At 37.4% G+C, this 26,232-nt stretch carries 26 protein-coding genes; 15 read left to right on the top strand and 11 right to left on the bottom strand.

From position 1 onward, the window contains the following. Window positions 1-73: 73 nt before the first annotated feature. The 11 genes from BQ5209_RS08315 to BQ5209_RS08265 all read left to right on the top strand — a co-directional run bounded on the left by BQ5209_RS08315 (window position 74) and on the right by BQ5209_RS08265 (window position 9,618). Window positions 74-2,104, top strand: a complete 2,031-nt coding sequence (locus BQ5209_RS08315) for a phage tail family protein (protein WP_085248073.1) — start codon at window positions 74-76, stop codon at window positions 2,102-2,104. After that, window positions 2,104-2,787 carry a phage baseplate protein gene (locus tag BQ5209_RS08310; RefSeq protein WP_085248072.1) on the top strand — a complete coding sequence of 228 codons (684 nt, stop codon included), beginning with the start codon at window positions 2,104-2,106 and terminating at the stop codon, window positions 2,785-2,787. Before BQ5209_RS08315 ends, BQ5209_RS08310 begins: the two co-directional genes overlap by 1 nt. Window positions 2,788-2,804: 17 nt before the next feature. Continuing rightward, entirely contained in the window at window positions 2,805-3,149 is a 345-nt protein-coding gene (locus tag BQ5209_RS08305) for a phage baseplate plug family protein (protein ID WP_143421880.1), read from the top strand. Next, complete coding sequence (locus tag BQ5209_RS08300) at window positions 3,118-3,942, top strand: phage protein (RefSeq protein WP_085248070.1); 825 nt, start codon at window positions 3,118-3,120, stop codon at window positions 3,940-3,942. The genes BQ5209_RS08305 and BQ5209_RS08300 overlap by 32 nt, the downstream gene beginning before the upstream one ends. A 47-nt stretch (window positions 3,943-3,989) precedes the next feature. Continuing rightward, on the top strand, window positions 3,990-4,646 hold the full coding sequence (locus BQ5209_RS08295; RefSeq protein ID WP_085248069.1) for a DUF7424 family protein: 657 nt from the start codon (window positions 3,990-3,992) through the stop codon (window positions 4,644-4,646). Between the two features lie 217 nt (window positions 4,647-4,863). Next, window positions 4,864-5,514: a Gp138 family membrane-puncturing spike protein gene (locus BQ5209_RS08290; RefSeq protein WP_085248068.1), complete on the top strand. Its 651-nt coding sequence runs from the start codon at window positions 4,864-4,866 to the stop codon at window positions 5,512-5,514. Then, on the top strand, window positions 5,511-5,876 hold the full coding sequence (locus BQ5209_RS08285; protein WP_085248067.1) for a contractile injection system sheath initiator: 366 nt from the start codon (window positions 5,511-5,513) through the stop codon (window positions 5,874-5,876). Before BQ5209_RS08290 ends, BQ5209_RS08285 begins: the two co-directional genes overlap by 4 nt. Then, window positions 5,857-6,978, top strand: a complete 1,122-nt coding sequence (locus BQ5209_RS08280; RefSeq protein ID WP_085248066.1) for a baseplate J/gp47 family protein — start codon at window positions 5,857-5,859, stop codon at window positions 6,976-6,978. The genes BQ5209_RS08285 and BQ5209_RS08280 overlap by 20 nt, the downstream gene beginning before the upstream one ends. Continuing rightward, on the top strand, window positions 6,971-7,627 hold the full coding sequence (locus BQ5209_RS08275) for a baseplate wedge 1 family protein (protein ID WP_085248065.1): 657 nt from the start codon (window positions 6,971-6,973) through the stop codon (window positions 7,625-7,627). Before BQ5209_RS08280 ends, BQ5209_RS08275 begins: the two co-directional genes overlap by 8 nt. Next, a complete protein-coding gene (locus BQ5209_RS10885; RefSeq protein ID WP_085248064.1) occupies window positions 7,624-8,985 on the top strand; it encodes a phage tail protein in 1,362 nt (453 codons plus the stop codon). The genes BQ5209_RS08275 and BQ5209_RS10885 overlap by 4 nt, the downstream gene beginning before the upstream one ends. 24 nt (window positions 8,986-9,009) lie before the next feature. Beyond that, window positions 9,010-9,618 carry a tail fiber assembly protein gene (locus BQ5209_RS08265; protein WP_085248063.1) on the top strand — a complete coding sequence of 203 codons (609 nt, stop codon included), beginning with the start codon at window positions 9,010-9,012 and terminating at the stop codon, window positions 9,616-9,618. A 3-nt stretch (window positions 9,619-9,621) separates the two neighbouring features. Here the strand turns inward: BQ5209_RS08265 and BQ5209_RS10880 are convergent, their stop codons facing one another. Beyond that, entirely contained in the window at window positions 9,622-10,014 is a 393-nt protein-coding gene (locus BQ5209_RS10880; protein ID WP_167370333.1) for a serine O-acetyltransferase, read from the bottom strand. Window positions 10,015-10,740: 726 nt separating this feature from the next. Here BQ5209_RS10880 and BQ5209_RS08255 point away from each other — a divergent pair. Both BQ5209_RS08255 and trhP read left to right on the top strand, forming a co-directional pair. Further along, a complete protein-coding gene (locus BQ5209_RS08255; RefSeq protein WP_085248061.1) occupies window positions 10,741-10,932 on the top strand; it encodes a thermostable hemolysin delta-VPH in 192 nt (63 codons plus the stop codon). A gap of 211 nt (window positions 10,933-11,143) precedes the next feature. Continuing rightward, window positions 11,144-12,487: a prephenate-dependent tRNA uridine(34) hydroxylase TrhP gene (gene trhP / locus BQ5209_RS08250; protein WP_085248060.1), complete on the top strand. Its 1,344-nt coding sequence runs from the start codon at window positions 11,144-11,146 to the stop codon at window positions 12,485-12,487. Between the two features lie 279 nt (window positions 12,488-12,766). Here trhP and BQ5209_RS08245 read toward each other — a convergent pair whose 3' ends face one another. Further along, window positions 12,767-13,447 carry an endonuclease gene (locus BQ5209_RS08245; RefSeq protein WP_085248059.1) on the bottom strand — a complete coding sequence of 227 codons (681 nt, stop codon included), beginning with the start codon at window positions 13,445-13,447 and terminating at the stop codon, window positions 12,767-12,769. 876 nt (window positions 13,448-14,323) lie between these two features. On the opposite strand from BQ5209_RS08245, the gene BQ5209_RS08240 reads away from it, so the two are divergent. Then, the gene (locus BQ5209_RS08240) at window positions 14,324-15,514 is read left to right on the top strand and encodes a tyrosine-type recombinase/integrase (RefSeq protein WP_085248058.1); all 1,191 of its coding nucleotides are present in this window, start codon (window positions 14,324-14,326) and stop codon (window positions 15,512-15,514) included. A gap of 83 nt (window positions 15,515-15,597) precedes the next feature. On the opposite strand, the gene BQ5209_RS08235 is transcribed toward BQ5209_RS08240, so the two are convergent. The 9 genes from BQ5209_RS08235 to BQ5209_RS08195 form a co-directional block, all read right to left on the bottom strand. After that, window positions 15,598-15,792 (bottom strand): helix-turn-helix transcriptional regulator, encoded by a 195-nt coding sequence (locus tag BQ5209_RS08235; RefSeq protein ID WP_085248057.1) that lies wholly within the window; start codon window positions 15,790-15,792, stop codon window positions 15,598-15,600. Window positions 15,793-15,822: 30 nt separating this feature from the next. Continuing rightward, window positions 15,823-17,208 (bottom strand): SNF2-related protein, encoded by a 1,386-nt coding sequence (locus BQ5209_RS08230; protein WP_085248056.1) that lies wholly within the window; start codon window positions 17,206-17,208, stop codon window positions 15,823-15,825. Further along, a complete protein-coding gene (locus BQ5209_RS11045) occupies window positions 17,201-17,482 on the bottom strand; it encodes a PDDEXK family nuclease (protein ID WP_085248055.1) in 282 nt (93 codons plus the stop codon). Before BQ5209_RS11045 ends, BQ5209_RS08230 begins: the two co-directional genes overlap by 8 nt. Continuing rightward, the gene (locus tag BQ5209_RS08220; RefSeq protein ID WP_085248054.1) at window positions 17,457-18,047 is read right to left on the bottom strand and encodes an Nmad5 family putative nucleotide modification protein; all 591 of its coding nucleotides are present in this window, start codon (window positions 18,045-18,047) and stop codon (window positions 17,457-17,459) included. Before BQ5209_RS08220 ends, BQ5209_RS11045 begins: the two co-directional genes overlap by 26 nt. 3 nt (window positions 18,048-18,050) lie before the next feature. Continuing rightward, on the bottom strand, window positions 18,051-20,147 hold the full coding sequence (locus BQ5209_RS08215; protein ID WP_085248053.1) for a DNA polymerase: 2,097 nt from the start codon (window positions 20,145-20,147) through the stop codon (window positions 18,051-18,053). A 64-nt stretch (window positions 20,148-20,211) separates the two neighbouring features. Continuing rightward, window positions 20,212-20,760: a DUF2815 family protein gene (locus tag BQ5209_RS08210; protein ID WP_085248052.1), complete on the bottom strand. Its 549-nt coding sequence runs from the start codon at window positions 20,758-20,760 to the stop codon at window positions 20,212-20,214. Window positions 20,761-20,762: 2 nt separating this feature from the next. Then, a complete protein-coding gene (locus tag BQ5209_RS08205; protein ID WP_085248051.1) occupies window positions 20,763-22,001 on the bottom strand; it encodes a DUF2800 domain-containing protein in 1,239 nt (412 codons plus the stop codon). A 1-nt stretch (window position 22,002) separates the two neighbouring features. Next, window positions 22,003-22,392, bottom strand: a complete 390-nt coding sequence (locus BQ5209_RS08200) for a hypothetical protein (protein WP_085248050.1) — start codon at window positions 22,390-22,392, stop codon at window positions 22,003-22,005. Between the two features lie 490 nt (window positions 22,393-22,882). Then, a complete protein-coding gene (locus BQ5209_RS08195) occupies window positions 22,883-23,530 on the bottom strand; it encodes a S24 family peptidase (protein ID WP_085248049.1) in 648 nt (215 codons plus the stop codon). A 328-nt stretch (window positions 23,531-23,858) separates the two neighbouring features. Between BQ5209_RS08195 and BQ5209_RS08185 the strand changes: the two genes are divergently transcribed. Beyond that, window positions 23,859-26,015 carry a VapE domain-containing protein gene (locus tag BQ5209_RS08185; RefSeq protein ID WP_085248048.1) on the top strand — a complete coding sequence of 719 codons (2,157 nt, stop codon included), beginning with the start codon at window positions 23,859-23,861 and terminating at the stop codon, window positions 26,013-26,015. Window positions 26,016-26,232 lie beyond the last annotated feature (217 nt).

Genomic DNA, 26,232 nt, shown 5'->3' with positions numbered 1-26,232 from the left:
ATGTTATAGATATGCATAATGTAATAGCTGAAACTAAATTAGCAGAAAAGCAACAACAAAGTGAGGCACAATAATGTTTTTAGAAGAATTGTTAATAAAAATTGGTGTTGACGCCTCAAAAGTTGCTGAAATTGAAAAAGTTGTTAATAAGTTACAAGCTGGCGCCAAGCGGATTGCTGATGCAGTTAACAGCTTACAAAAAGATACAAACAAAGCTGTTCAAGAAACAGAAACATCAATAGGAAGTGCAGGTAATGCGCTAAATAAAACCTACTCAATACTTAGCAAATTGAAGCTTGGTATTGTTGGCTTAATTGATATAGCAGTTTCATCTGGTCAAATAATTTTTAGTGCTTTTAATAATGCGATTGATAAAGCTAAAGAGCTGGCAACAAAAAAAGCTTTGCTGTTCAATATTTCACAGGAAGAGCTTCAGCAAGCAGAGCGTTATCAGCAAGAAATGAGCAAGGCAGGGGATGCAATTGATAGTGTAAAAACCAAGATTGCCCTAAATCTTGCGCCAGCTATCACGGATTTAATTGTTGATTTCCAAAACTGGTTAACTATCAACAAAGAATTGATAGCAGACGGCATTACCAAGATCACCCAAACTGTTGGAAAGACGATTCAAGTTGTTGGAAATTTTATTAAATTTATTGACAAAATAATTACAAATACAATCGGTTGGGAAAATGCACTCATTGCGCTGGGTATTGCTTGGGCGATACTCAATCGAGCATTTTTATTTAGCCCGATAGGCATAATACTTGGGTTATTGGCTGCTTTAATGTTATTGATCGATGACCTTATGACCTATATGAATGGCGGTGAAAGCATTTTTGGGGAATACTGGCAACCATTCATTGATGGCGCTAAAGCTGCATGGAATTTTGCAAAATCATTTTGGGAATTCATTAAAGATTTATGGTCAGGAGATACTCAAAAAATAAAATCTCTATCACAAAGTCTATTTGATTCGGTTGTTAACGGCTTTAGATCATTAATAGAAAAAATTAAATCTTTTCCGTCAAAAGCATTTAAAAGCATACTAATGTTTTTCGGTATGTCTGAAAGTGAAGCGAGTAAAACAGTCGATAGAATCGGTAAAATTTTTAATTTTATTATCGATGCGCTAACTTTTCCGTTCCGAAAATCGTATAAAGCTATTTGTCTGATAATGTGTTGGCTGGGTAGTGTAGTAAGTAAAACAGTCGATATAATCGGTAGGGTTTTTTATTTTATTATTGATGTGCTAACTTTTCCGTTCCGCAAATCATATAAAGCTATTTGCCAGATAATGGATTGGCTTGGCATAGATGCCGGTGATGTTGTGAATAGAATTGGTGCGATATTCAAAGCGATCTTTGAATTATTACTAGCACCGTTTAAATCTGCTTGGAAATTGATTAATGATTTCTTCGATATCTGGGAAGATGATACCACCACTATTACCGAAAAACTAGGTAAAACATTCTGGGCTATCTTAGACTTTATTATCACACCGTTTAAAGCCGCTTGGAAATTCGTTAATGATTTATTTGACATCTGGAAAGATGACATCACCTTGATTACCGAAAAACTAGGTGAAACGCTCTGGTCTATTCTAGATTTTATTATCGCACCGTTTAAATCCGCATGGGATTTTGTGAAAGATTTGTTCAATCAGTGGATCGGAGATAGTGAAGATACTATCAACAAATTTGCTGAAAAGTTTTTACAAATTCATGAATCAATTACAGCACCATTCAAGAATGCGATTGACTGGATAAAAGAGAGGTTTTTTGGATTCATTGATACGGTTAAAAGTAAAGTGAAAGGAGTATTATCGTGGATAGGGTTAGGTGAAGATGATGACAAAGATGTCGAGGTAACAACTAAACGATTAACAAATACGAACATTTACGGGAAACTCAGCACTGACGGTGCAAAAGCAAGCGGTATCATGTCAGCCAACAAAAATGTAAATAATAACAATGCAGTAACAATCAATAATACGATGAATGTTACCACCCCACAAGAGGGTTTTGATAACGTTTATAATATTGTAGATAACACCGCAAGACGGATAAACGATAACACACAAACGGCTTTAGGATCTAACTAATGTTTCAATCTATATTGAATGAATTTTCAAAAAATAGTGGTTTGATTATTACTGAGAGCGCGACATTTAGTCTTGATATTAATACAGTTGAACAACACACATCAAAGCTAAAAGTAACGGAAAACCCGATTGAAAATGGGGCTAATATTGTAGATCATGCAATGTTAGAACCCAAAGAAGTTACTGTTAATGGTTTAGTTGTTGGATACGCAACTAATTTAGTTTCATTTGATAATTTATTAGGTTTTAATTTTTCTGATTATCCGTTGCCAATGTCGATTAAGACAGTAACTGCACAAGCTGAAAATGTGGTTAATCGTTTTGCATCACATTTTAAAACTGGCGCAAAAGCTGTTAATCATGTTATAGCTGATTTTCTACCTGATTATCAATCTCCGCTGTTAAACAGTTTATCATCAGATCGTATCGCAGATGCATACGAGAAATTGTTATCAATACAGCGCAGTGGTGAGCCTGTAACGCTACAGACTAACTCGCGGCAGTATAAAAACATGATCCTCACCTCAGTTGGGCTTACTCAAAAGCAAAATACTAGTGGCGAATTCACGTTGACTTTTAGAGAAATTTTTATTGTAGAAACACAAATAGCTATCGGTTTGAGTGTACCGAAACCGAAGACAAGAAATTTGGGTAAAACACAGCCAAAGAAAGTTGAAGATTAATAATATTTTTAGGGGGTATGGTGTATATAATTCAAACAACGACCGATGATGTGTTAGAACAATCATTCTCGCTATACGATATGAATTTACGGTTAACGATGAGATATAACGCAATTTTAACAGGATATCAATTTGATTTATTTGATATTGATAAAGATGAATATATCACAAAAAATAAAGGCCTTTCTGTCGGTAGTCCATCATTAATTGAGTTTAATTTACCTTTTGTGTTGGTTTTAGATGACAAGTCAGGGTTTGGAATTAATGCTATATCTAAAGATGATTTAAATAATAGAATGCAAGTGTTGATTAAGTCTAAAGGTGAATATCGTGAGGCAATTCGGTCGAGTTCTAGAACTTAAAATAGGTAATCGAAAAGAATCTATTGTAATCGATAGGTTGCGTGTTACTTTTTCTATTAAAAAAACACTCACTTCCGAGCCGAACACGGGTGAAATATCAATTTATAATCTTAATGATTCAACTCGTAATCTCATTACTAGCAAACAATATCATTTTTTAGAATTATCAGTCTGCTATCAAGAAGATGTTCTGCGTTTGATATTTTGTGGCGATATTTTGACTGTTGAAAATAAATTCTCTGGGCAAGATATCATTACAACAATGCGATGCGGTGACGGTCATCGAGCATATAACGAAAAAACAATCATTAAAACTTTGCAAAAAGGGCAAAAAGATAGTGACTTTCTAAATGAAGCAGTGAGTAGTTTTGGCGTTCAAAAAGGTAACATTGATTTACCTAATGATAGAGTATTACCTCGCGGTAAAGTACTTATGTGCGACACACGCGAGGCTATGCATAAAATAGCTATAAACAATAACGCTGACTGGTCTATACAAGATGATCAGCTAGTTGTTATACCCAAAGGTAAAGCGCTTGCCAATGATGCTGGGTGGGTTATTTCTAGGAATACTGGCATGATTGGCTGCCCCCAAAAAAGCAACGATGGACTAGAAATTACAACACTGTGTAATCCTCATTACAGAATTGGTTCATTAATTAGCGTTGAATCAAAACAGACAGAATATAACGGCGATTATAAAATCAAATCAATAGAGCATAACGGCGATTTATATGGTTCTAACTGGCATAGTAAATTGGTTTGCATGGGCGGAAAATTTGAAAAAGTATGATTAATTTGTTATTTTGTTTTATTTATCTGATAAACAGGAAATAACACATGAAAAAAATACTAATGGGGTTAATATCTGTCGCATTGTTGTCTGGTTGTAAGGTAGAGTTAGCTCCAACCGTAAATTTGAGTGATGTCAATAGTGAAACCGCTAAAACAGTTCAATCGAAACTTGTTGTTGAAGTTATGTCATGCACAGATTTTAATGACTCAAGAAAAGAATCATCTGATGTAACAGATGCAAAAAAAACAATTTCAAATATTTTTACAGACGCAAAATATGTAGAATGCTATCGTGAGAAAATGGACTCAAAAGCGTTATTTGAAATTCCGATAACTGTCGGCGGTAAAGATTTAACTGGGGATATACAAATACGAAACGGAGGATTTGGCGGTGGAATGATTGTATTGATTTCAGACAGCCTTAGAAGTAAGATCGAACAACAACAAAAAGCTTCTTTTTCTAATTTTAAGCCTTCAGTTCAAATAACAGTCAACAATGATTTAGACAGAAATCAAGACATTGTCGTTCATGGTGTTTTTGCTGATGCTAAACATTATCTTCCGTATTCTTGGTATCAGTTAGTAGCTGGTAAAGCTCAGACATTTAAACTTTCTGATGTTTCTGTATTAGCGATAACTAATCACGGTGGTGCGCTAGTTTATGAAGATTATGACAAGCGATTTGAAATAAAGAAACAATAAAAATTTAATCAAACCCTAGGAAGAGTTTTTTTATCGTGAAAAACTATTGATCAATCAAATGCAGATCAGGTTTTTAATATAATGGTTAATAATAACTTTATTATAGATAGATAAATGCTTTAAATTTAAAATTGTTATTTATTAATAAATTAATTTTAGAACAATTATTATTAGATCCTAACCCGCTTCGGCGGGTTTTTTATTGCTTGGAGAAAAGATGACAGATTCATTATTTGAAGCCATCGAACGTCAAATCAAACGCGCTCAATCTAACATATACACAGCATTACCGGCAAAAGTTATTTCATTTAATGGTCATACGGTTAGCTGTCAGGTAATGATTAACAGAGTTATGGCAAATGGGCAAGAAATAACAATACCTCCACTAGTTGATGTCCCCGCTCAATTTCCCCATGCAGGTGGTTTTTGCATTACTGTGCCGATAAAAGCAGGTGATGAAGGATTAGTAGTTTTTTCTAGTCGCTGTATAGACGGTTGGTTTGCATCGGGAAATTCGGTAAAACCATTAGACAACCGAATTAATGATCTTAGTGATGGCTTTTTTATCGTCGGTTGCAATAGCATACCTAATAAAATTCCTGACTTTTATCATGATGGGGTGTCTATGCAAACAGACGATGGTGCAACGCATATTAGATTAACAAAGGGCACAATTTACATAAAAGGCAATATTATGCACCATGGCGATACTGTACAAACAGGTAGCTATAGTCAAACTGACGGAAATACAACAAGCTCAGGAATTATCACCGCCGAAAACGTTAAGACAAATAAAGGCATTGATTTAAATAAGCATACGCACACAGATGTAAAAAGCGGTAACGAAAAAACGGGAGCACCGACATGATTGTAAGACAGCTTGATAATAATCACGATTGGACGTTCGGGCACGGTTTAGGTAACTATTTAGATAGTTCTGATGCGATAGCACAATGCGTGAAAACTAAATTATTAGCATTAAAGCGTGATTGGTTTTTAAATCGGGAGGACGGTATAGCCTGGTTTGATTATCTGACTAAAAATCCAAACACAAAACAGTTAGAAATAGATGTAAAAGCTGAAATTTTTAAAGTTGATGGTGTGATCAATATCGATAGCTTCGATATTTTGTTAGATAGAGATACTCGACAATTTCTAATCCAAATAAGTTACACCGATAAATATAATAAAACCAACGAGGCATCATTCAATGTTACAGATAACAGATAAGGGCGTCGAAATTGATGATTTATATACTATTCAAAATCGATTAGTTAGCAAGTTTAAGTCGATTTACGGCGAAAATGTCAACCTTGATAGCGATACACCTGATGGTCAATTGCTTGGGTTCTTTTCGCAAGAACTTGCAAATATTCATCAAGCAGTTTCTTTTATTATTCAGATGTTAGATCCGTATCAAGCAACGGGGCATTGGCTTGAACAGCGAGCCATGTATGCAGGACTAACACGTATCACCGCATCGTATTCTTATATTGATGAGGTTATTTTCACGGGCTCACCAAAAACGGCAATACCGAGCAATTCAATCTATATCGATAAAAATAAAAATAAATGGGTAACGACAGAACAGATAACATTAAACGATCTGGGTAGTGCCTATGTTAAATTCAGGTCGTTAGAACTCGGTAATTATAATGTCAATGCGTTAGATGAATTTACGCCAAGCACAATTATTATCGGCGTTGATAAAGTCACAGCAAATACAAAAAGCTATGGTGGAGTTGATGAAGAAACGGATGCACAGCTTTTAAAACGGTTCATGTTATCGCACTCAATTAATAACTACGATGAACGGCAAGGCATACAGTCAGCGTTGATGAATATCACAGGTGTAACAAAGTGCAAGGTTTACGAAAATTACACGAATAAAACCGATGAAAAAGGTGTTCCTGCGCACTCATTTAACGCCGTTATTCTTGGCGGTGATGATGAAAAAATAGCAGAAGTTATCACTAAGAAAAAAATTGGTGGCTGTGGACTGTTTGGTAAAATTGAGACTTCTTATCTGTTAGATGATATCCCGAGAAAAGTTTATTTTGACAGACCAAAAAAAATTGATGTTAAGGTATCAATGGTGATTGGTCGTTACAAATCATTTAATGATATTAATACCGAGCAAATCAAAACTAACTTAAAGAATTTAGGTTTTGAAATAGGCGAAAATGTTTACTCATCACGTATTATCTCTAGCATTAATCTAGTTGATGGCTTTTATATTAAATCACTCACGGTTAATGGCTCAAATATTGCTAATATCGGTTATCGAGAATATGCTCAGATAAATAGTGTTGAGGTGCTAATTGATGAGTAGAGAGAATTTTATCATCTGGCAATATCGAACTAAACCAAAAGCTTTAGGTACTATCAGGGCAATTTACAAAGAAACCGACAATACATTCAAAAACGTTATTCAAGTAGCAGACATTCTCAGTATTGACGACGCAACAGGCTATGCGTTGGATCTGGTTGGTCGTCATGTAGGTGTATCAAGAGTTTTGCCTACAGCTATTGCTAAAGAATATTTTGGCTGGCTCGAAGATAAAGCTGCGCTGTCGTTTGGTATAGGTGATTTTTATCGGCATGGTGACGCATTACATGCATCAGTCGTTTTAAATGACAGTAACTATCGTTTTTTTATCAAAGCGCGAATCACCAAAAATTACCAGAATGGTGAGATATCAAACATTGTCAAATCAATTAAATTCGTTATTGGTGAACATGGAAACATCATTGATTCGCAAAATATGACCATGAATATTTTGATTAACGGTGAGCATCTTAATTCAATAACGCTATATGCAATCAGCAAAATGGATATTTTGGTACGTCCAATTGGTGTTATATATCGATACTTAGTGTTAGTCAATAACGAACCATTTGGTTTCAATCATGACAAACGATCATACGGATTCAATTTAGGTAAATTTGTAAGACTTCAAGAAATAGGAATTAATTCATGAAAATTCAAGAAAAACCAGACTATTTAATTTTTGCGGATTCAGCAAAAAAAGGAGAGGTTTCAGCATTTCCAGATGTAAGCAGAGGTTGGGGTGTTACTATCGATCAGACCGCTTCAAAACCACCAATGGAATGGATGAACGGCGCATTTAATCGTGTCGATAAAAATATGCTGTATTTATTACAACAGGGTGTGCCAGAATGGAGTGATAAAGTCTTATATCCAGTTAATGCAATTGTAAAATATAATGGTATTTTGTATACCGCAATAGCAGAAAATGAGAATGTGGCACCTTCAAAAAGAACTACAAAATGGAAAAAAACGCAAGCTGAAATATCTAATGCAAGTACAACACAAAGCGGTATTGTTAAATTAAACTCAGCAACAGATAGCACATCTGAAACTGATGCAGCCACGCCTCTGGCGGTTAAAAAAGCGAATGATTTGGCCTTGAGTGCTGTACAAAAACGTGGTGACACAATGACCGGTAATTTAGTTATTAACAACGGTGATAATTCGGCAATACAATTTAAAAATAGCGCAGGACAAGCATGGCAGCAGCGAACTTATGCTGACGGCAGTTTTTGTTTGGAGCGCTATGACCCCGGGTTAAAAAAATGGGTCAAATTTTTACGATATGTAGAGCCATTGAACGAGTGGCAATTTAAAAACGACGTAAAAATTAACGGAACGTCGATATTAAATATAATCGACAATTTTACATCCGGCGATAACGAATCACGAATGTATTCACGCGACAAACGTTTTTATCTATTAATGCGTGATGACGGCGTTGTCGGAATGTACGACACTGTAAAAAAAGGGTTCGCGTGGGAGTTTAATCGTGATGGTTTGTGTAATGGTTTTATTGATGCATCGCATATTCTCGGTTTAGAGCAGTTTATTAGAGATAGATCATTTCCGCCCGGCATCCCTTTACCCTCTCCTTTTGGCATTCCACCCACCGGTTATCTCGAGTGCAACGGCTCATCTTTTGACATAAATTCATTTCCTCGGCTGGCAACTGCTTATCCGAATGGCCGCTTGCCCGATTTACGAGGTGAATTCATTCGAGGCTGGGATAGCGGTCGCGGCTCAGATCCGTTTCGTCCGTTACTTAGTGGGCAAGGGGATGCTATCAGAAATATTACAGGAACATTTAAAAGCTCAGCTGGGGCATTTAATCAAGATGCTCAATCCGGGGCATTCGCGTTAACTGACATTAGATTGTATGGACCAGGTTATTACGGTTATCACGAACACGGTTTAGTAGATTTTAATGTATCGAGAGTTGTTCCGGTCGCAGATGAAAACAGACCGAGAAACGTCGCATTTATGTATATAGTTAAGGCAGAATAATTTTAATTTTAGGAGATTTATGTAATGAAATATCAATTACAACCATCGGCAGCAGTTTTAAATGATGCGGGACTAACAATCACCGCCGGATGGGTGGTGATTTATCATGCTGATTGCATCACTGGTGAATACCTTGGTTCAACACATCAATATTTGCCAGTTGGTGTTGGTGTACCGGCTAGCTCATATTTAGATGCGCCGAAATCAGTTAAGGACGGTAAAGCAATAGTTAGAGTTGGCGATAAATGGATATATCCGACTGATTACCGCGGTAAAAAAATCTACTCAATAAAAAATGGCGCAGAATCAACAGTAACAGAAATAGGCGATATTCCGGCGAGTTACACACTGTTAAAACCAAACTCTGAGTTTGATGCTTGGGACGGTGAAAAGTGGGTGTTAGATGAAAATAAGCAGCATCAGCACTATGTAGCTGTAGCAATAGCACAAAAAAAACAGCTATTAAGTGAAGCTACTACACAGATTGATTATCTACAAGATGCAATTGATACTGATATTGCAACCGATGAAGAAAAAGTGTTATACACAGCGTGGAAAAAATACCGTGCTTTATTGAATCGTATTGATGTTGATGCTGCGCCAGATATCGAGTGGCCAGAAAAACTACAGTAATAATCAATCATTCCGGATAATTGTATTTGCTTTTTGTGTATAAACAGTGCAATTATCTGGAATATCTTTATTGACAAATGACATCGCGCCGATTTTTACATTATTGCCTATTTTTATTTCACCACCTAATATAACGGAATTGGCACCGATCATGACATTATCACCAATGATTAAACCCATCGGACTGTGACTTTGTCCTATTGTTACATTTTGATGTATTGTCAGATTTTCTCCAATAGTTACATTTTTATTTATTGCGATCGCAAAAGGATGAACTAATGATACATTTTTACCAATTTTTGCGCCAAACATTATATCAATACCAAATTTACTAATTAATTGTGGTTGAATTTTTTTGGCGACATCTTTTTGTTTGCTACTACCATATAAATACATTTCGTTTGCTAATCTCCACCAGAATAAATAAATTTTTTGTAGCGATCGGGTCTTTAGATACGATTTCAGAACTCTATAAATAGTTATTTTTTTACCTGATGTGAGTTCAACAAACCAGCATTCTTTCAAATGCGTTAAATCGTGCGTTAATAAAAATCTTATAATGTGTATATACTTCATAGAACTACTCAATTTAATTAGATAACTTAAATATTAACAAATAATTCCATCAATTTTCAACTTACGGTACTCAACAGCATCATATAGCATCAAAAAGCGATGTCATATTGTGTTCTTGTCGTTTGATAGAACATATAATGGTGTTCGTCTTCGCTGTTAATGATGTAGCACTCGCCCGATAGCTCTATTCCGTAATTTTCCGGAGTTATTCTAATATAGATTGGTAGTGTGTAGTTTATTGTTATCATGATGATCGAAAATGAATTTGTGAAGTGAAATTTTGAGAAAAAGGCTGCAAAATTGTTAAAATATGTAAGAATATAACTGAATAACTTATTGATATTTAACAATGAAAAACTCAATAAAAAGCCCTGTATATTCTAAGTTATTTTTTAAATTTGTTGATTTATAATAATATGTTTTCGGATTGCAAATCCATCCACCTCAGTTCGACTTTGTGACGCGCTTTCCTATTAATTCAAATAAATTAATATTTATTTTAACAGTCGTATTTTTGACCTAATTTATCAATAGGAGTGATGAACTATGAGTTACTTTAATTATCATGCTAAAGCAAAGAAATTAATCAAGGATGGTCATCTTGTAAGCTATAAATTTGTGGATAATTGGAATGGTATTAAACCTGCGTTAATTTTATATTTTAAAGATGCTAATCCTATGCCAATTCGAGAATATCGCTGGAATGAATATTTAACGTTGTTAAATAATAACGAGTAATGTTATTAAAATAAATGCTTTATTTTTAATAAATAGATATAGGTTTATATTGTTTAATAAAAATACGTTTTGGTGAGTGCTGTTTTTTCTTTGTATAGCTTGGCTATATAATAAATTTGCCAACTGATAGGCTAAAGCGTAAAATGCGCATCCTATTTTGCTTAACCTATTACTAATAAGTAATACTGACCTGAAATCAGAGGCATTTTTAATGACAATTTTATATAAAAAACCGGAACTGCTTTCTCCAGCAGGTTCTTTAAAAAATATGCGCTATGCATTTGCATATGGTGCAGATGCTGTTTATGCAGGCCAACCCCGATATAGCTTGCGAGTTCGTAATAATGAATTTAATCACGAAAATTTAGCGATCGGCATTAACGAAGCTCATGCCCAAGGCAAAAAGTTTTATGTAGTGGTTAATATAGCACCACATAACTCTAAGTTAAAAACTTTTATTCGAGATTTAGAGCCCATTGTAAACATGAAACCCGATGCCTTTATTATGTCAGATCCGGGGTTAATTATGTTAGTTCGTGAACATTTTCCTGAAATGGAAGTTCACTTATCGGTACAATCCAATGCAGTTAACTGGGCAACGGTAAAATTTTGGCATCAAATGGGATTAACTCGCGTGGTATTATCACGTGAATTATCACTGGATGAAATTGCTGAGATCCGTGAAAAAGTGCCCGAAATGGAATTAGAAGTATTTATTCACGGTGCGCTATGTATGGCTTATTCTGGGCGCTGTTTGCTTTCAGGTTATATCAATAAGCGTGACTCAAATCAGGGGACATGCACTAACGCATGCCGTTGGGAATATAAAGTCGCTGAAGGTAAAGAAGACGAAGTAGGGCAAATTGTTCATAAATGTGAACCGATACCAGTGCAACAAGTTGAGCCAACATTAGGTATTGGTCAAACAACCAATAAAGTATTCATGCTTGAAGAGTCAGGGCGTCCAGGCGAATATATGCAAGCTTTTGAAGATGAACATGGTACGTATATTATGAACTCAAAAGATTTAAGAGCTGTGGAGCTAGTAGGCGATTTAACCAAAATTGGCGTACATTCACTCAAAATTGAAGGAAGAACCAAATCTTTTTATTATTGTGCAAGAACGGCACAAGTGTATCGCCAAGCAATTGATGCGGCGAGTGAAGGTAAACCTTTTGATCCTCGTTTATTACAAGAACTTAATGCTCTTGCTCATCGAGGCTATACTGAAGGATTTTTACGTCGCCATAAGCATGAAGAAATGCAGAATTATGAACATAGCCATTCGGTTTCAGAAAGACAACAATTTGTTGGTGAGTTTAGTGGTGAGCGACTCAATGGTTTAGCTGAAGTTATTGTGAAAAATAAATTTTCGGTTGGGGATAGTGTTGAAATGATGACCCCAAAAGGTAATAAAACTTTCATTATTGAACGTATGGAAAACAAAAAAGGACAACCTGTTCCAGCAGGATTAGGGGATGGTCATATTGTTTATATTCCAATACAGGAAGATATAGATCTTAATTATGCATTATTAATGCGTAATTTTGATTGAAGCATATAACTGTTCGGGACAACCGGACAGTTATATTAAGGTTTAGTTACTACACATTAGTTAAGGTATTTTGTGTTATTTAGCATGTAATTGATTCGGGGATGGGCCAATATAAATATTCTAGAGTATTTGTAAATTTCTATTCCTATTGCTTAAGTACTTCTTCTATAGAAAAGCCATGTCATAAAAATCGACTAATTCTCTCATACCATAAATCATGATAACGTAACTCTGTCATGCCCAATTAATTAAAAACCGACTTTCGTCGGTATAATTTAATTAGTTACATTGTGCAGTAATAATTTTATTATCATTACCCTGTATTTTTTTTATTTGTTGATTGCGCTCGCATTCCCAATTTTTTGGTGGATACATTTTATTCCATGCAGTCATTAATTTATGTTCAGAATCTGATAGGTTGATATTGTATTTATCTGACATGTAGAGGTATGTGCGTGCTATTGTTCCTCGAATCTCGTCTCGAGGTTGGAATTTTCTTTCTTTAAAGTCAACGGCTGATTTACATTGACCATATTGGTTAAATTCTTTAGTGAAATGTGAATAGCGATAATTAGATCTGTCACCGTTTACCTCACCAATAGCAGGCTGTAGATTGTGCATATCACCTTCCATAACGTTAAACGTAACATCTTTTTTACAAGCTTTACGTCCTCCGTCTCGCCAGCATTGCAGGTGACGTCCAAAATTTTCGGCTGGCATGACATGCTCCCACTCAATACGCGAAGCTCTATTCAAATTTTTTCGTGATACATAACCACATTTACCAAAATCAACAATCCCTTTTTTGTCAGCCCAAGAAAACTCACATCCGCAATAGAACGTAGTTTGCTTTGGATTCGATTTGTACAATTTAGTGAGCTTAGTTTTTGCGGTATTAAAATTTTGTGTTGAGTGCACAATAAAAGGAACAAACAAAAATAAAATAAAAAAATTTTTCATAAAATCCGTTTAAAAAATAACTCCAAAAATATAAAATGTTAATATTTTATATAAAAAGCACTGACTCTTGATGTAACATAACCTACAATATTAGCTAGCAAAATGAGGAAATTCATAAAGTAATCTGAGAATTTAAGAAGAAAAAAGAAACATAGAAGAACACTCATTTTAATTCTATTACTTTTTATTAGCCACCTGCATTCTAAAGTAGTTCAAAGGAGAAAGAAACCTATCTAATGAACTTAAATATATCAACTTGACATATAAAAATCAAGGTCATTATATGGTTTTAAAAAGTTGAAATTTGCCAAAAAAGCGTTCTGAAACGAGGGATTAAAACTAAAGGCTTCAAATTACATATTGCGGTATCAGTATTAACTGAATAAGCAAACAAAAATTTAAATACACCACAAGCGCTATATATTTGATCGTAACAAGATTGCTTACTGTTGTAAAGTTGGTAAGGCTATACAATAAAAATTGTTTTTCCATCATTCTTGACAAATCTTTATAGGAATAAATTTTGCGTCTTGCCTTGCTGTTGATAAATAATTTTAATAAAAAATTACAGTATTATTTGATATAAATGCTTAATCGAAACTCAAACAATAAAATCATTTTTGAATAATAAAATTCGGTATAATTTGTTGATTAAATGGCGTCCCCTACAGGATTCGAACCTGTGACCTACGGCTTAGAAGTCCAAATCTTTAAAATTTATTTTTTTTTAAATTTAATTTATTTTTGTTTTATTTTTATTAAAAATCATTTAATTAAGTATTTAAAATGGTTGCATATAATTGCAAATTTATCACAAATAATGCATTATATTACAACCTAACTTAAGCAGTTAACTTAAGCAGTAGATTTTAAATTATGATATTAACAGACAGCAAAATCAAAGGACTTAAACCGAGGGGGAAAGACTATTACTCTTGGCATGACACTGAAACAAAAAATACAGGGCGCATCGGAATAAGAGTTTTCCCTTCTGGCCGTAAAGTATTTGTTTTCCGATACTATGAAAACAAAAAAGCGAAATTTGTCAATCTTGGTGATTATCCCGTTATTATGCTTGCCGAAGCGATTAACAAGAGCCAACAAATACTCAGCAATCTGAATAAGAAAGAATCAAACCTAGTTACGCTATCGCAATTATTTACCGATTATGTTAATAATATGAAGTCAACGGGTAAGCGTTCTTGGGGTACAACAGAAAACAGACTCAATCAAGTTTTGGATAGTAAATTTATTGACGGAAATAAAGCAGCTAAAGATATAACATCAACAGACATTAAATTAATGTTATCTGAGGTGATAAACAGAGGAGCATTGGCTGGAGCTAATAAAATTCGTGCAGCTGTACATGCCGCATTTAATTATGGTTTAAAAGCGGATAATGATCCAGCTAATATCCGAAATTCCGCTATCTATGGGTTAGATTTGAACCCGGTGACCGTTGTACCTAAACAGCAAGGAGTAGAAAAAGCAGGGGATAGATTTTTATCTTGGGCAGAACTAAAAGAATTAATTGATGATTGCAATAAGCCATTAGAAGAATCCGTAATACATCCCGATTTTAGAATTTTAACTTTATTATGTATCTATACTGCAGGACAACGACCTTGGGAACTTATCGCTAATATATGGGATAATGTAGATCTTAATAATAAAGAATTAACCATTCCACCAGAATTATCAAAGATGAAAAATTTTCATGTAGTACCACTATGTGAAACTATTCTTCAAAAGCTTAAAGAAATTAAAAGCGATAAAGGTTTTATATTCCCCTCTAAAACTAAATCAGGTCATTTAGAAACGTCTGAATTTGGCAAACAAATAAGAAAGTACTGTAAAAGAAAAAACATGCAACCATTTACTCCGAGAGATATCCGTCGTACATTTAAAACATTAGCTGGCGCAATGGGTATTAGTTCGGAAATGCGAGATCGTTTACAAAATCATAAAATGCCAGGTGTATCTAGCAAGCATTATGACCGATATGATTATTGGAAAGAAAAGCAAGAATTGATATCGACGTGGGAACAAAAGATTAACTCTATTTAGTACTATGACAACTATAAAGACAAAGCTCAATTTTGAGCTTTGTAAAGATTTATCATAGGTGGGGTAGATGGTCGGTGCTATGTCTATTGCAGGACTTCGCCAGTTCTACAATAATGTTCAATTTCGTTACGAGCAAAGCCTATTAATAGACCGTCCGCTTTTCTATATTTAGGTTTTGGGAATGCGCCTTTTTGTACCCACCTCCAAATAGTGGGCTTAGTCCTATTCACTGCAAGACAAACATCATCCCAAGTCATATAATGTTCATTAATATTCATGGATCCCCTTAAATATTGCCAAATTTGGCGTTAATATCCTTTCTTTTTCATTGATTCGAGTAGTATTTCTTGCATACTACGTTTAGTTTTTTTACGGCGGATAATATCTTCATCGACGGTACCGCGGGTGATAATTTCATAAACAAAGACGGGGCGGTCATAGCCTGATTGCGCTTGACGGGTTGGTCCTATTCGTTCAAGTATCTGATCTGAGCTTTCTAGGTTCCACCAATGTGCGAAATAAACTAGTATGTTACCGCCGTCTTGTAAGTTCAAGCCGTGCCCGGCGCTATCTGGATGAGCTAGAAGTATTGGTATTTTACCGGCATTCCAATCCCTTATGGTTTTGGGGTCGTTGTCGAGTAACCTTGCTTGTTTAAATGATTTTAGTAACCTAACTTTATCATGTTCAAAGTGATAAGCGACAAGTACAGGCATGCCGTTGGCTTCGTTTACTATGCTTTCTAGTGCCTGAATTTTCATGTCATGCACTTCTGTAAAGTTGCGATTTACGTCGGTATAGATTGCACCGTTCGCAAACTGCAAGCACGTAATCGTTTTCGATGCAGCATTCATCGCTTCGATTACGTTATCGCCAATTTCTAAAAACATTTCACGTTCAAGCTGTTTGTATTGCCGTTGTAGTTTATCGGGTAGATCAACATAAACGGGTGTGGTGATAGGATCGCTAATATCGAACCAATCTTTGGCTTCTAATGTAATGCAAACATCTTTGAGCCGTTCTTGTATTTGTTCCTGCGCAAATTCAGTTGGTGTAATTTTATAGTAATCACCGATTGGGGTTTTGTTAAACCATCTATCTGTGAACGCACCAATTGTACGACCTAGACGTTGTCCGCCGTCAATGAACCAATTCTGCCCCCACAAATCGAGTAGACCATTTGGGGCTGGTGTGCCTGTTAAGTTTTGCCAGCACCGTACTTTTTTAAATGCTATACCTCGTAATGATGAAGCACGAACGCCACCCCCGCGTAACCGGAACGATTTTAACTTTGTGCTTTCGTCCGCTACTACTTGCTGAAACGGCCAGCTATCGCCGAGTGTTTCGGCTAACCATGGTAGGTTTTCGTAGTTAGTAGTAAATATGTTCGCGTGTCGGTTTTTTAGTGCTTGTATTCTCTGATTAGGTGTGCCAACAATCGGCTGAATGTTAATATTTTTAAAGTCCCACTTGCTTACTTCATCGGGCCATGTCGATTGCGCCACACGGAGCGGTGCAATAACTAATGTCGGGGCAGCGTAGTAACCACACATGTACGCGATATCTAACGCACATAATGTAGATGATGTTTTCCCCATGCCCATACCTGCCCAAGTATTGCCTCGAAGTAGATCTAACTGATGGTTTACAATTAGGTTTTGATAGGGGCGGGGGGTAAAGGGTTTGTTATTCATATAGAAACCTCACATCGTGTGAATCTAAAACCTCAACACGAAAGCCTAGCTTGCGTAAACGTTCGTGCTCTCTAACTTGCCCCGCGCGGGGCTTTCCTCCGGGGCGTTTACATTCAACAAAAAGGACCTTTCCACCTGGTAGCATGACTAACCGGTCGGGTTTATTTGCACGACCGATTGGGGATAGTTTATACGTGATCCCGCCAAGGATTTCGACTTGGCGGACAAGGTTTTTTTCGATAACGGATTCACGCATATATACCCAACTTAGCATTAAGATCGTTAACTAGGACAACGGGAACCCCCTTAATTTCAGCGCACACTTCGCAACCCTCAAGAAAATTAACCGAAGCTGGCCAGAATTTTTCAAGTTGGGCAGCTGTCGAACAGCTGTTTAGGATTGTTTGTATATCTATTCCAAGACTATCTCGTTCTTCTTCGCATTTTTTTAATTCCGGCTCTATTTTCGTAAACCGAATAGAGAAATCATGATCTGCTGTAAATCGCAAATTTTTGCGCGCTACTTTATACCGGGTTTTACCGTCATCTGGAAAATATAAATATTCTTGCATGCCCCCAAACGCGCATATAATATAATCTTGTTCTGCTACGTCGGTTTTGTCTTCGAGTAAACCTAAATAAAACGGCGATTTTTCTACAATCTCTCTTAATTGCCGTGCATATTCGTTAGGGTTATGTCCGGCTGTTACACTGTCGTAAATGTCAACGGCTAATTGATACTTCATCGCCTCTATTTCTTCTAACCTTTTAGTTACTGGGGCGGCGTTTATTGCGTTTTGTAAAATTTTAGCTTTAATATCTTTATTTAGTCTGGTCATGTTTTAATCCTTCTTGTATCGGTAAGATTCAAAACCCGCAGCGGCAAGTGGTAGATCTTTCGCCCAACGGGGTGGGGTTGATAATATTTGACTAAGATAGTCGTGAGAGTAATTGGGTACGTCTGGTGCTTCGGTGATGATTTCATCGTGCACTGTTAGTACGATGTTAAAGCCTATTTGCTCAATGCGTGGCATTGTCCACGCCATCACATCACGCGCAACGGCTTGTGTGATGTTTTCTGCAATTTTTCCGCCATAGGTGTTTATACGCTCCCATTTACGCGAATATGTATTTAATCCCATGTAGCTGATTTTGTCGTTTTCGATACGCGCACCGGGGTAGCATAGGTATCTCCCCGACGGCAGCTGAATGCGTAGCCATGCACCGATTTTGTCAATAACTAGTTTGTCGTGTATATATGCATTGCTAATTGCTCCGGTAATTACGGAACGCACCTGATAATCTAGCTCTTTCCAAAAATTAGCTATATGGGGGTGTGCTTCTCGCCAAGAACGTTTAAATGCATCGCAAACTATGTAAGCTTTAGCTGACAGCCCGTAGGTGCGTTTATTTTTTTCAGCCCATTCGTACGCATTTTTTGCTTCGTACATAATTCGTTCATCTATACTGGCAACGGCTAAATCCGCCATTGCGTCAAGATCTATACCGTAAGCTGTGCTGAATGTGATAAATGCGCCTACACCACCCTCATAACCTAACGCTAATTCTTGGACTTTACCTATTTGGCGTTGGTCTTTGGTGACACTGTCAGGGCTAACACCGAACGATTTGGCATAAGATAATTTGTAGAGATCGTGACCGTCGCCTTTATCGTAATCACGGAATGCTTTTATCTTCCAGCTTTCACCGGCGAGCCATGCAAGTACTCGACCTTCAATATTTGATAAGTCCGAGACAACTAACTTTTTACCTTCTGGTGCGCAAATACAGCCTCTTAAGGTGTTACTTGTTAACTTCATAATATTATCGGTTAGTAGGTCGGCGTTGCCTGATTTGATCGCATCGATACCGATTTCGATTTCCCACTCTGCCATAGTAGGTCGAGTTAGGTTTTGAGGCTGAAACCCTCGACCTGCCCACCGCCCGGTGCGTGGTGCCCCCATAAATTGCAACGTACCACGTAAACGTCCATCACTATTAACACGGTTTAGTAACGCTTTGTATTTGCTGGTGCTTGTTGTACTTGCTTGCTGTCTAACTGCTAGTAATTCCTTCAGCCCGTCCGGTAAGTCGGGGTCGTTTAATCGGCGTTCTATCGTCGATGCCGTTAAATCATTTAACGTAACGCCGTACGCCCCAACAATATGCCGTAGCATTGCGTCGCGTTGGGTAGCTGTTTGCACCTCGCCGTCCGTCATGTTGTGCGTTTCGTCGGCTAACCGTTGTTGTTCTGAATTAATGCACTCAACTGCTTTTGTCGCTAGATCCACATCGATACACACGCCGCGGTCGTTAATTCGCTGATCTAAATGCCAAAACTCTAATTCGGTGCTACCTTCACACATATTCCAGTTGGGCATCTTTTTAACCACTTCACGCATTGAAACGATATCTTGTTTAGCGTAGTGCTTAAATTTATCCCATTCTTCTGGATGGGTTTTGCTAGTAGCTCTGCGGATTTTGTTGGTTTTAGGTCGAGGTTTACAAAACAGTTGAACAAGAGCTTTACCTTCTTTATCTTTCGTTTTGTCTGTTTCAAGTTTGAATATACCGCACAAATCATCTAGCCCACCTTTTAGGCTATGCGCGTAGGCAATAACCATACTATCCCGCCAACGCTCAGGCTTACTGATTGCGTCAATAATATCGGGGCTATCTTTAAATAAGTTACTGCGTGTCAATATGGTTCTATCGAACATTGAATTTTGGGCAAATAGCAGCACCTCGGGATTTAACAAAAGGTTGATCACTTCTTGGGGTAGCTTTCCGCCATTTGCTAAATCCACAACGTAAACAGGTCCATCGTTAAACGCGTATTGAAATAGCATAATTTCTACCGTTTCGGCATACGCATACACACCTTTGTTAATCGGTTGTTCGTTGTATGTTTCGGTATCTAGATAAAGAATATGAGGCATTGCATTATTCCTATTGTCAACAGTACACAATCAAGCGCACTCTAAGAATGCGCTTTGTTCTGTACTAGACGCTAAACTCTTCTTCGTTATCGACGGATAGGTCATCAAAGTCATCATCTGAGGCAATACCACCGCCCGTGAATGCGTCCCCGTCTTTGTAGAATTGGACACCTGATAGCGATGCGCAAATACGTTTGCCGAATTTGTTATCCATTGCCCAGATGTCGATAACTGCGTAAACGTAACAACCTGCATACATTACACCGTCGGTTGGTTTAAGTTGCGTTTTGTCGCGATTAATCACGTAAGGTCGGGTTCTATTGCTAGCGCTTAAAAAGTAGTTGCCGGCAAAACCTTCTAGGTCGGCTTTTAAATCGCCATCTTTTAGGCAAGTTTTTAATTCCGCTTTGACTTTTTTCAATATCGCATCGGCTTTATCTGCCCATTTTTCTTTAGCTACTTGTAAAATGGCATTTTCAATATCTTTTACGTTAGGGTGGTTTCTAGGCAAAATAAACGTTGCGCTGAATTGCGGATCACCTTCACCGTTTACTTGTTCTGCTTTAAATAGTTCAGGGAATGCTAATCGTACGTTTTGTAATTTAACTTTCATTATTAATTATCCTCTTGTGTTAAGTCTGTAAAATCATCTGCTGGAGAGATAGCGGGGCGTTTGTCGGATTCGGGGACAACGGTCGGCTTACCTTCCGAGCGGGTTATAATTTCTTCAAGTTTGGCGATTCGTTTATCCGAACCTTTTAAAACTTTGAGGGCTTGCGTTGGACTAATAAGCTTACGGGTGTACATTTCATCTTGTTTTAATCGGAAGCTTTTTAATACATTTTCAGCATCTTCTTCGCTAACCCAACTTCGGTTACCTTGTCTGCCGATAACCAATTTAAAACCGGGTACCGCGTTGCCGTGTTGTAGCTCTGACTGTACTTTGGTTTCAACTGCTGTGATCCACGACTTGATTAAGCCAATGGATTTAAATCTGTTAGCTAACGCTTCGTTTGCTAATTTATCTACCTGCTCGACAAAGGCATCGTCTAGGTTTTCAAAATCGGCTTCGGTGGCTTGTGCTACCTGATTTGCTAGCGTTTCGCATTTACCTGCCGCTTTGCAGAAACGGCATTGCGATTCACCAGCACAAAAATCGGTATCGCTTTGGGGACCGTTTAAGTAGATGTTATAGGCGATGCCCGCTTTTTCTTTTAACTGCTTGCCAAACTCAAAAAGCTCGGCGGGTGTTACGGTAAAGTCGGAGTAATGGTTTAACCGAGGCTGATGTATATGCACTGAAATCCTATTAATTTCGCACCCAAGGCTGTAGTAGTAATAGGCTGCCAGTGCGTAAATCAACAACTGTTTATTGTTCTCGGCGCTAACACGTACCCCCTTACCATATTTAAGATCGTGCACTTGTAGCTCACCGTCGCAAAGTAACACAACGTCGGCAGTACCAAACGATTTTTCGGGTTTATAGTCGGTATTCATGGTATTGATGTTTGTGCTGATATCAAGTAACTCGCTAAAGTCTAACTTTTGTTCGACATCAAACACTAAAACATCGGACATGGAGGATTTAATACCGTTCACAGTATCAACGTAAATCTGAACTGCTTTGGCCATTTCCTCATCGACATCGATATCATTGACCACGGTTTTCATACCCAATAAGCTGTCCGCTTTTTTATTGAAATTAAAGCAATACTCAGCTAGTGCGTGTGCTGTGGTGCCTTCCTTTGCATATTCGGATGACTGATCAGGCTCATCTTTACTAAACCACAACGAGGCAGGGCAGTTAAACCACCTCTCAGCACCGGAAGGGGATATTAAGGCATGGCTGGTCATATTATTTACCTTCTAGCTCTTTTAGTTGTAAATTAACCGCCTCCATAAACTCGGCTCGCTGATCTTCTTTTAGCTCACTGGCTTTACTAACCCTAAACTGGGTTAATATCGCTACCGCTCTGGTACGTTCTTTTTTAGCGAGTTCCATAAGACAACGAATAGTTTCTTGCTCGGTTGGTATGCTTGGTGCTTGTGGTGCTTGTGGCTCGGTTGGTTTCGATTCCGTTAATGGGGTATTTTGTTCGGGTTCTGGTTTTACTTGTCCCGTTTCTGCTGTTTTTTGTCCCGATTTTTGCGGTGCTTGTCCAAAAACAGCAAAGGATTTTGATATCGCTTCTATCAGTTCACGCATTGTCGCGGTGTTTTCTGTGATGGCTTGTTCTAATGACATTTTCTTATACTCCTGATGATAAATAGGCTGCAATAAAAATGGCGCAAAATACAATAAGTAATATCGGACTCCACAGGGTCGGGGGTTGGGGCTCCAAACTTACGTGACGGTTACGTGTAGCTTGTGTCCGTTTTAATTTTTTAGCGTTTAAATCGGTCATTTTTTCGTTCCTTTTTGTTTTCAAACTAAATAACTCTCATTGAAAGGCATTTAGTTTGATTATTTACTGTGTCTTATTGCCGCCATCCTGACCCGCCAAGCACCCGACGCATGGTTTAAAGTCGCGCCGTTCGGTTGTTAGATTTTTATATTCATAAGTGAATTAAAAATCCGTTTGCGAATATATGTTATGCGATGATGTATTTATTGTCAATTCAAAATTGAATTATTTTTTATGAAAAAAAGCAGGACCCGCAAAGCGGGTTGTTTTTGGTGTGTTATAAAATGTTTTTATTTTTAACAGAAAGAGAGGGTATTTATTTTGGTAATATTATTCGTTGCGAAGGCTTTCTTTAGCTATGCCTGCGACGTAATGTATCGTTGAAATTTCGTTTTCTGGTATATTGATCGGCGGATGTTTTTCATTAATGGACACCAAAGTAACTACACCACTACGAGTATATAAATAGGTTTTTACCATTACTTTGCTATCCGTTGTTACTACAAGTACTTCATCACCGGGTATATATCCGTGGTTTGGCTCTATAACAACATACTCACCATTTTTAATTCTTGGCATCATAGAATCGCCTTTGCATTTTAATGCGTAAGCATCTTTATCTGTTGTAGGCCATGGAATAAAGCCATCTCCTGTTCCTACTGGGTATTCCATATCTGTCCAAAATCCTCCATCACCTAACTGGGCGTTACCTACTATTGGAACTGGCGCCCATTTAAAGCTCACGATATCAACTTTCGGCATGTTAGACATATCCTTTTCAACTATATCAGATACTGTAACGCCGAAGTAGTCAGCTAACTGTTTTAAATTTGCATATTTGGGATCTTTAACTTCTCCGGCTAATAGCCTATGTAAAGTTGGTTGGTGTATTTTAGTTATTCTGGCCAACTCTGTAACGTTAGCGATCCCTTTTTCACGCATTAATAATTTTAAATTATTTACAATTGTATCAATCATGACATAAAACCCCATTTATTAGCTATTTTTATAAAATAACTAATTTAATTCATTTATGAATATTGTAAAAGCTTTAAAAATACATTACAGTATTGTTTTCTATTCATTAATGAATTGGTGACTATTGTGAAAAATCCACAAATACTACTAAAAGAAATTTTATCATTGGGCTTCACCCAAAATGAGATATCAATACATACGAAAATACCACAGCCGACTATTAGTAGAATACTAAATGATCCTACCTGTAATCCTCGTTGGCAAACGGTTGCAGCTTTGCAATCGTTTCTAGATACGGTTAACCAATTTGACGACGAGAATATCTAATATGGGAAAGATATTTGGAGCAATGCCAGATGACTGGCTTCATTTTGATTTAGCGTTGGGTTTGACTGAGGATTTATTGCCTGTAGTGTCAAACCCCAATGCTGTTATATCCAAACAAAGCACATTAAAAACCCTAGGCAAAACACCATCACGCTATAACAAAGCAGGGAAAACCGTTGGGTTTACTAATTGGACAAACTATAACTCTACACCGTCGCAGATCGAGAGTTGGGCTAAGAATAGCGATTATGGCATTTGTATACAAACGCGGAATGTTCGTGCTATCGATGTTGATGTGTCAGATCCCTTATTAGCTAGCGAGGTAAAAACTTACATAAATTCATATATAGCAGAACACACACAATTAGTATTACCGTGTCGCTTTCGTGCTAACAGCAGTAAATTTTTATTTATGTTTGCTATGCCCGGCGATTTTACTAAACAGATTATTAAACTCGACGATGATAATATCATCGAATTTTTGGCCAACGGACAACAATTTATTGCGGCTGGTACTCACCCAAGTGGCGAACGCTATCAATGGGAAGGGGGGCTGCCGTGGAGTATACCTACGCTGACATCGGAACAGTTTAATAACTTATGGATGTCGCTGTCTGAGTTTTTCGGCGGAAAACTTGTTATTTCTCGAGCCAATAAAGTTAGAGATATCTCTAAAAATCAAGGCGTTAAGTGCGACGATATTACGCAATATTTAGATAAAAACTGGAACGTTGTCGGTTTTGGCAAGTCCGGTGAGCGTTATATTGAGTGCCCCTTTGCCGATAGTCATACTACAGAATCAAATGGAACCGCAACTGCATATTTTCCCGCAGGGACGGGAGGGTTTGATCAGGGACATTTTAGGTGCTTGCATGCGCATTGCATGGATAAAGCCGATAGCGATTTTTTAGACGCCATCGGTTATCGTTCGCACGATTTCGATGTTATCCCTACTCATGATGGAGAAAAGCTTTTACCCAATTTTAAACGTGATAAAAACGGCAAGATAGAAGCCACAATTAACAATGTTTATCTTGCCGTTCAGCGCCCTGATGTTTGTCGAATTAATATTAAGTTTGATCAGTTCCGTGACGAGATCATGTTTACCCACGTTGATAGCGATCAGTGGCAAACGTTTACCGATGCGGATTACTCAAGGTTACGAATTGGGCTAGAAAAAGGAGGCTTTAAACCAATCGGACGTGAACTAATACGAGATATTGTTTTATTAGTCGCTGACGAAAACCCTTTTGATTCGGCTACAGAATGGTTATCACGATTGAAATGGGACGGCGTGCCTCGAATCAAAACATTTTTATCAGACTATTTTAATGCTGAAGCAAACGAATATACGGAGGCTGTTTCGCTTTATCTATGGACAGCACTAGCAGGCCGTGTTTTACAACCAGGAATAAAGGCGGATATGGTACCTATTTTTGTGGGTGATCAGGGTTGTGGTAAATCAACGGGTGTTGCCGCAATATCGCCCAGCCCTGATTACTTTTGTGAGGTGTCGTTTGCTGAAAAAGATGATGACTTGGCAAGAAAAATGCGGGGGCGCTTGGTTGGTGAAATCGGTGAGTTACGCGGGTTACATACTAAGGAGTTAGAAAGTATTAAGGCGTTTATCACTCGGACGCATGAAAATTGGATCCCCAAATATCGGGAGTTTGCTACGCAGTTCCCACGTCGCTTAGTTTTCATTGGTACCACAAATCAGGATGAATTTTTATCGGATGATACGGGTAATCGTAGGTTTCTACCTGTAAAAGTCAGTAACGTGAATGTAGCAGGCATTAAAGCCAACCGTGATCAGCTGTGGGCAGAAGCCAAGCAAATGTTTGCTGATAGCGGTATCCAGTTTACAGCGGCGGAGCGATTAGCGACAAGCGAACATGAACAATACATGATTAAAGATGCTTGGCAAGAAACGGTTAGCAGATGGCTAAATGAACCCGATATCACAACAGGCGAAAAACCAATCGGTAAAAGGTATTTGCGTTCGGGTGAAGTGTTGAGGTGGGCTATAGGGCTTGACCCCAAAAATATAGGTCGCCGAGAAGAACTAAGGATCAGTAAAACGCTGCAAAGTTTGGGTTATAAAAAGAAAGTTGTTAGGGATAAAGAAAAACTTTTCAAAGCGTTTGTTAAAAACTAAGAAAGGGTTACAAAAGTAACATTTTACTGACAAGGGTTACGGAAAAAATCTTAAAAAATAACGCTGTAACCTTTGTAACCTTTGTTACCTTTATATATAAAGTGGACGTCTATAAACAGAGTACTGTATAAACTACTGTATAGTGTCATAGAGTTCAGGTATATATAGGAAAACGTCGGTAACGGGGTAACAAATGCACCTAAAAAAACGGAATAAA

Source organism: Gilliamella mensalis (assembly GCF_900103085.1).
GTDB lineage: Bacteria > Pseudomonadota > Gammaproteobacteria > Enterobacterales > Orbaceae > Gilliamella > Gilliamella mensalis.
The sequence above is the reverse complement of the archived record's forward strand: the minus strand, read 5'-3'. Positions and strand labels throughout refer to the sequence as shown.

Coding starts and splice junctions, on each gene's coding strand:
- BQ5209_RS08295 (WP_085248069.1), top strand. CDS start 3,990: ATGAAAAAAATACTAATGGGGTTAATATCTGTCGCATTGTTGTCTGGT.
- BQ5209_RS08305 (WP_143421880.1), top strand. CDS start 2,805: ATGGTGTATATAATTCAAACAACGACCGATGATGTGTTAGAACAATCA.
- BQ5209_RS08275 (WP_085248065.1), top strand. CDS start 6,971: ATGAGTAGAGAGAATTTTATCATCTGGCAATATCGAACTAAACCAAAA.
- BQ5209_RS08240 (WP_085248058.1), top strand. CDS start 14,324: ATGATATTAACAGACAGCAAAATCAAAGGACTTAAACCGAGGGGGAAA.
- BQ5209_RS08185 (WP_085248048.1), top strand. CDS start 23,859: ATGGGAAAGATATTTGGAGCAATGCCAGATGACTGGCTTCATTTTGAT.
- BQ5209_RS10885 (WP_085248064.1), top strand. CDS start 7,624: ATGAAAATTCAAGAAAAACCAGACTATTTAATTTTTGCGGATTCAGCA.
- BQ5209_RS08235 (WP_085248057.1), bottom strand. CDS start 15,792: ATGAATATTAATGAACATTATATGACTTGGGATGATGTTTGTCTTGCA.
- BQ5209_RS11045 (WP_085248055.1), bottom strand. CDS start 17,482: ATGCTAAGTTGGGTATATATGCGTGAATCCGTTATCGAAAAAAACCTT.
- BQ5209_RS08210 (WP_085248052.1), bottom strand. CDS start 20,760: ATGAAAGTTAAATTACAAAACGTACGATTAGCATTCCCTGAACTATTT.
- BQ5209_RS08205 (WP_085248051.1), bottom strand. CDS start 22,001: ATGACCAGCCATGCCTTAATATCCCCTTCCGGTGCTGAGAGGTGGTTT.
- BQ5209_RS10880 (WP_167370333.1), bottom strand. CDS start 10,014: ATGTATTTATATGGTAGTAGCAAACAAAAAGATGTCGCCAAAAAAATT.
- BQ5209_RS08315 (WP_085248073.1), top strand. CDS start 74: ATGTTTTTAGAAGAATTGTTAATAAAAATTGGTGTTGACGCCTCAAAA.
- BQ5209_RS08290 (WP_085248068.1), top strand. CDS start 4,864: ATGACAGATTCATTATTTGAAGCCATCGAACGTCAAATCAAACGCGCT.
- BQ5209_RS08220 (WP_085248054.1), bottom strand. CDS start 18,047: ATGACCAGACTAAATAAAGATATTAAAGCTAAAATTTTACAAAACGCA.
- BQ5209_RS08255 (WP_085248061.1), top strand. CDS start 10,741: ATGAGTTACTTTAATTATCATGCTAAAGCAAAGAAATTAATCAAGGAT.
- BQ5209_RS08200 (WP_085248050.1), bottom strand. CDS start 22,392: ATGTCATTAGAACAAGCCATCACAGAAAACACCGCGACAATGCGTGAA.
- BQ5209_RS08245 (WP_085248059.1), bottom strand. CDS start 13,447: ATGAAAAATTTTTTTATTTTATTTTTGTTTGTTCCTTTTATTGTGCAC.
- BQ5209_RS08265 (WP_085248063.1), top strand. CDS start 9,010: ATGAAATATCAATTACAACCATCGGCAGCAGTTTTAAATGATGCGGGA.
- BQ5209_RS08285 (WP_085248067.1), top strand. CDS start 5,511: ATGATTGTAAGACAGCTTGATAATAATCACGATTGGACGTTCGGGCAC.
- BQ5209_RS08195 (WP_085248049.1), bottom strand. CDS start 23,530: ATGATTGATACAATTGTAAATAATTTAAAATTATTAATGCGTGAAAAA.
- BQ5209_RS08310 (WP_085248072.1), top strand. CDS start 2,104: ATGTTTCAATCTATATTGAATGAATTTTCAAAAAATAGTGGTTTGATT.
- trhP (WP_085248060.1), top strand. CDS start 11,144: ATGACAATTTTATATAAAAAACCGGAACTGCTTTCTCCAGCAGGTTCT.
- BQ5209_RS08230 (WP_085248056.1), bottom strand. CDS start 17,208: ATGAATAACAAACCCTTTACCCCCCGCCCCTATCAAAACCTAATTGTA.
- BQ5209_RS08280 (WP_085248066.1), top strand. CDS start 5,857: ATGTTACAGATAACAGATAAGGGCGTCGAAATTGATGATTTATATACT.
- BQ5209_RS08215 (WP_085248053.1), bottom strand. CDS start 20,147: ATGCCTCATATTCTTTATCTAGATACCGAAACATACAACGAACAACCG.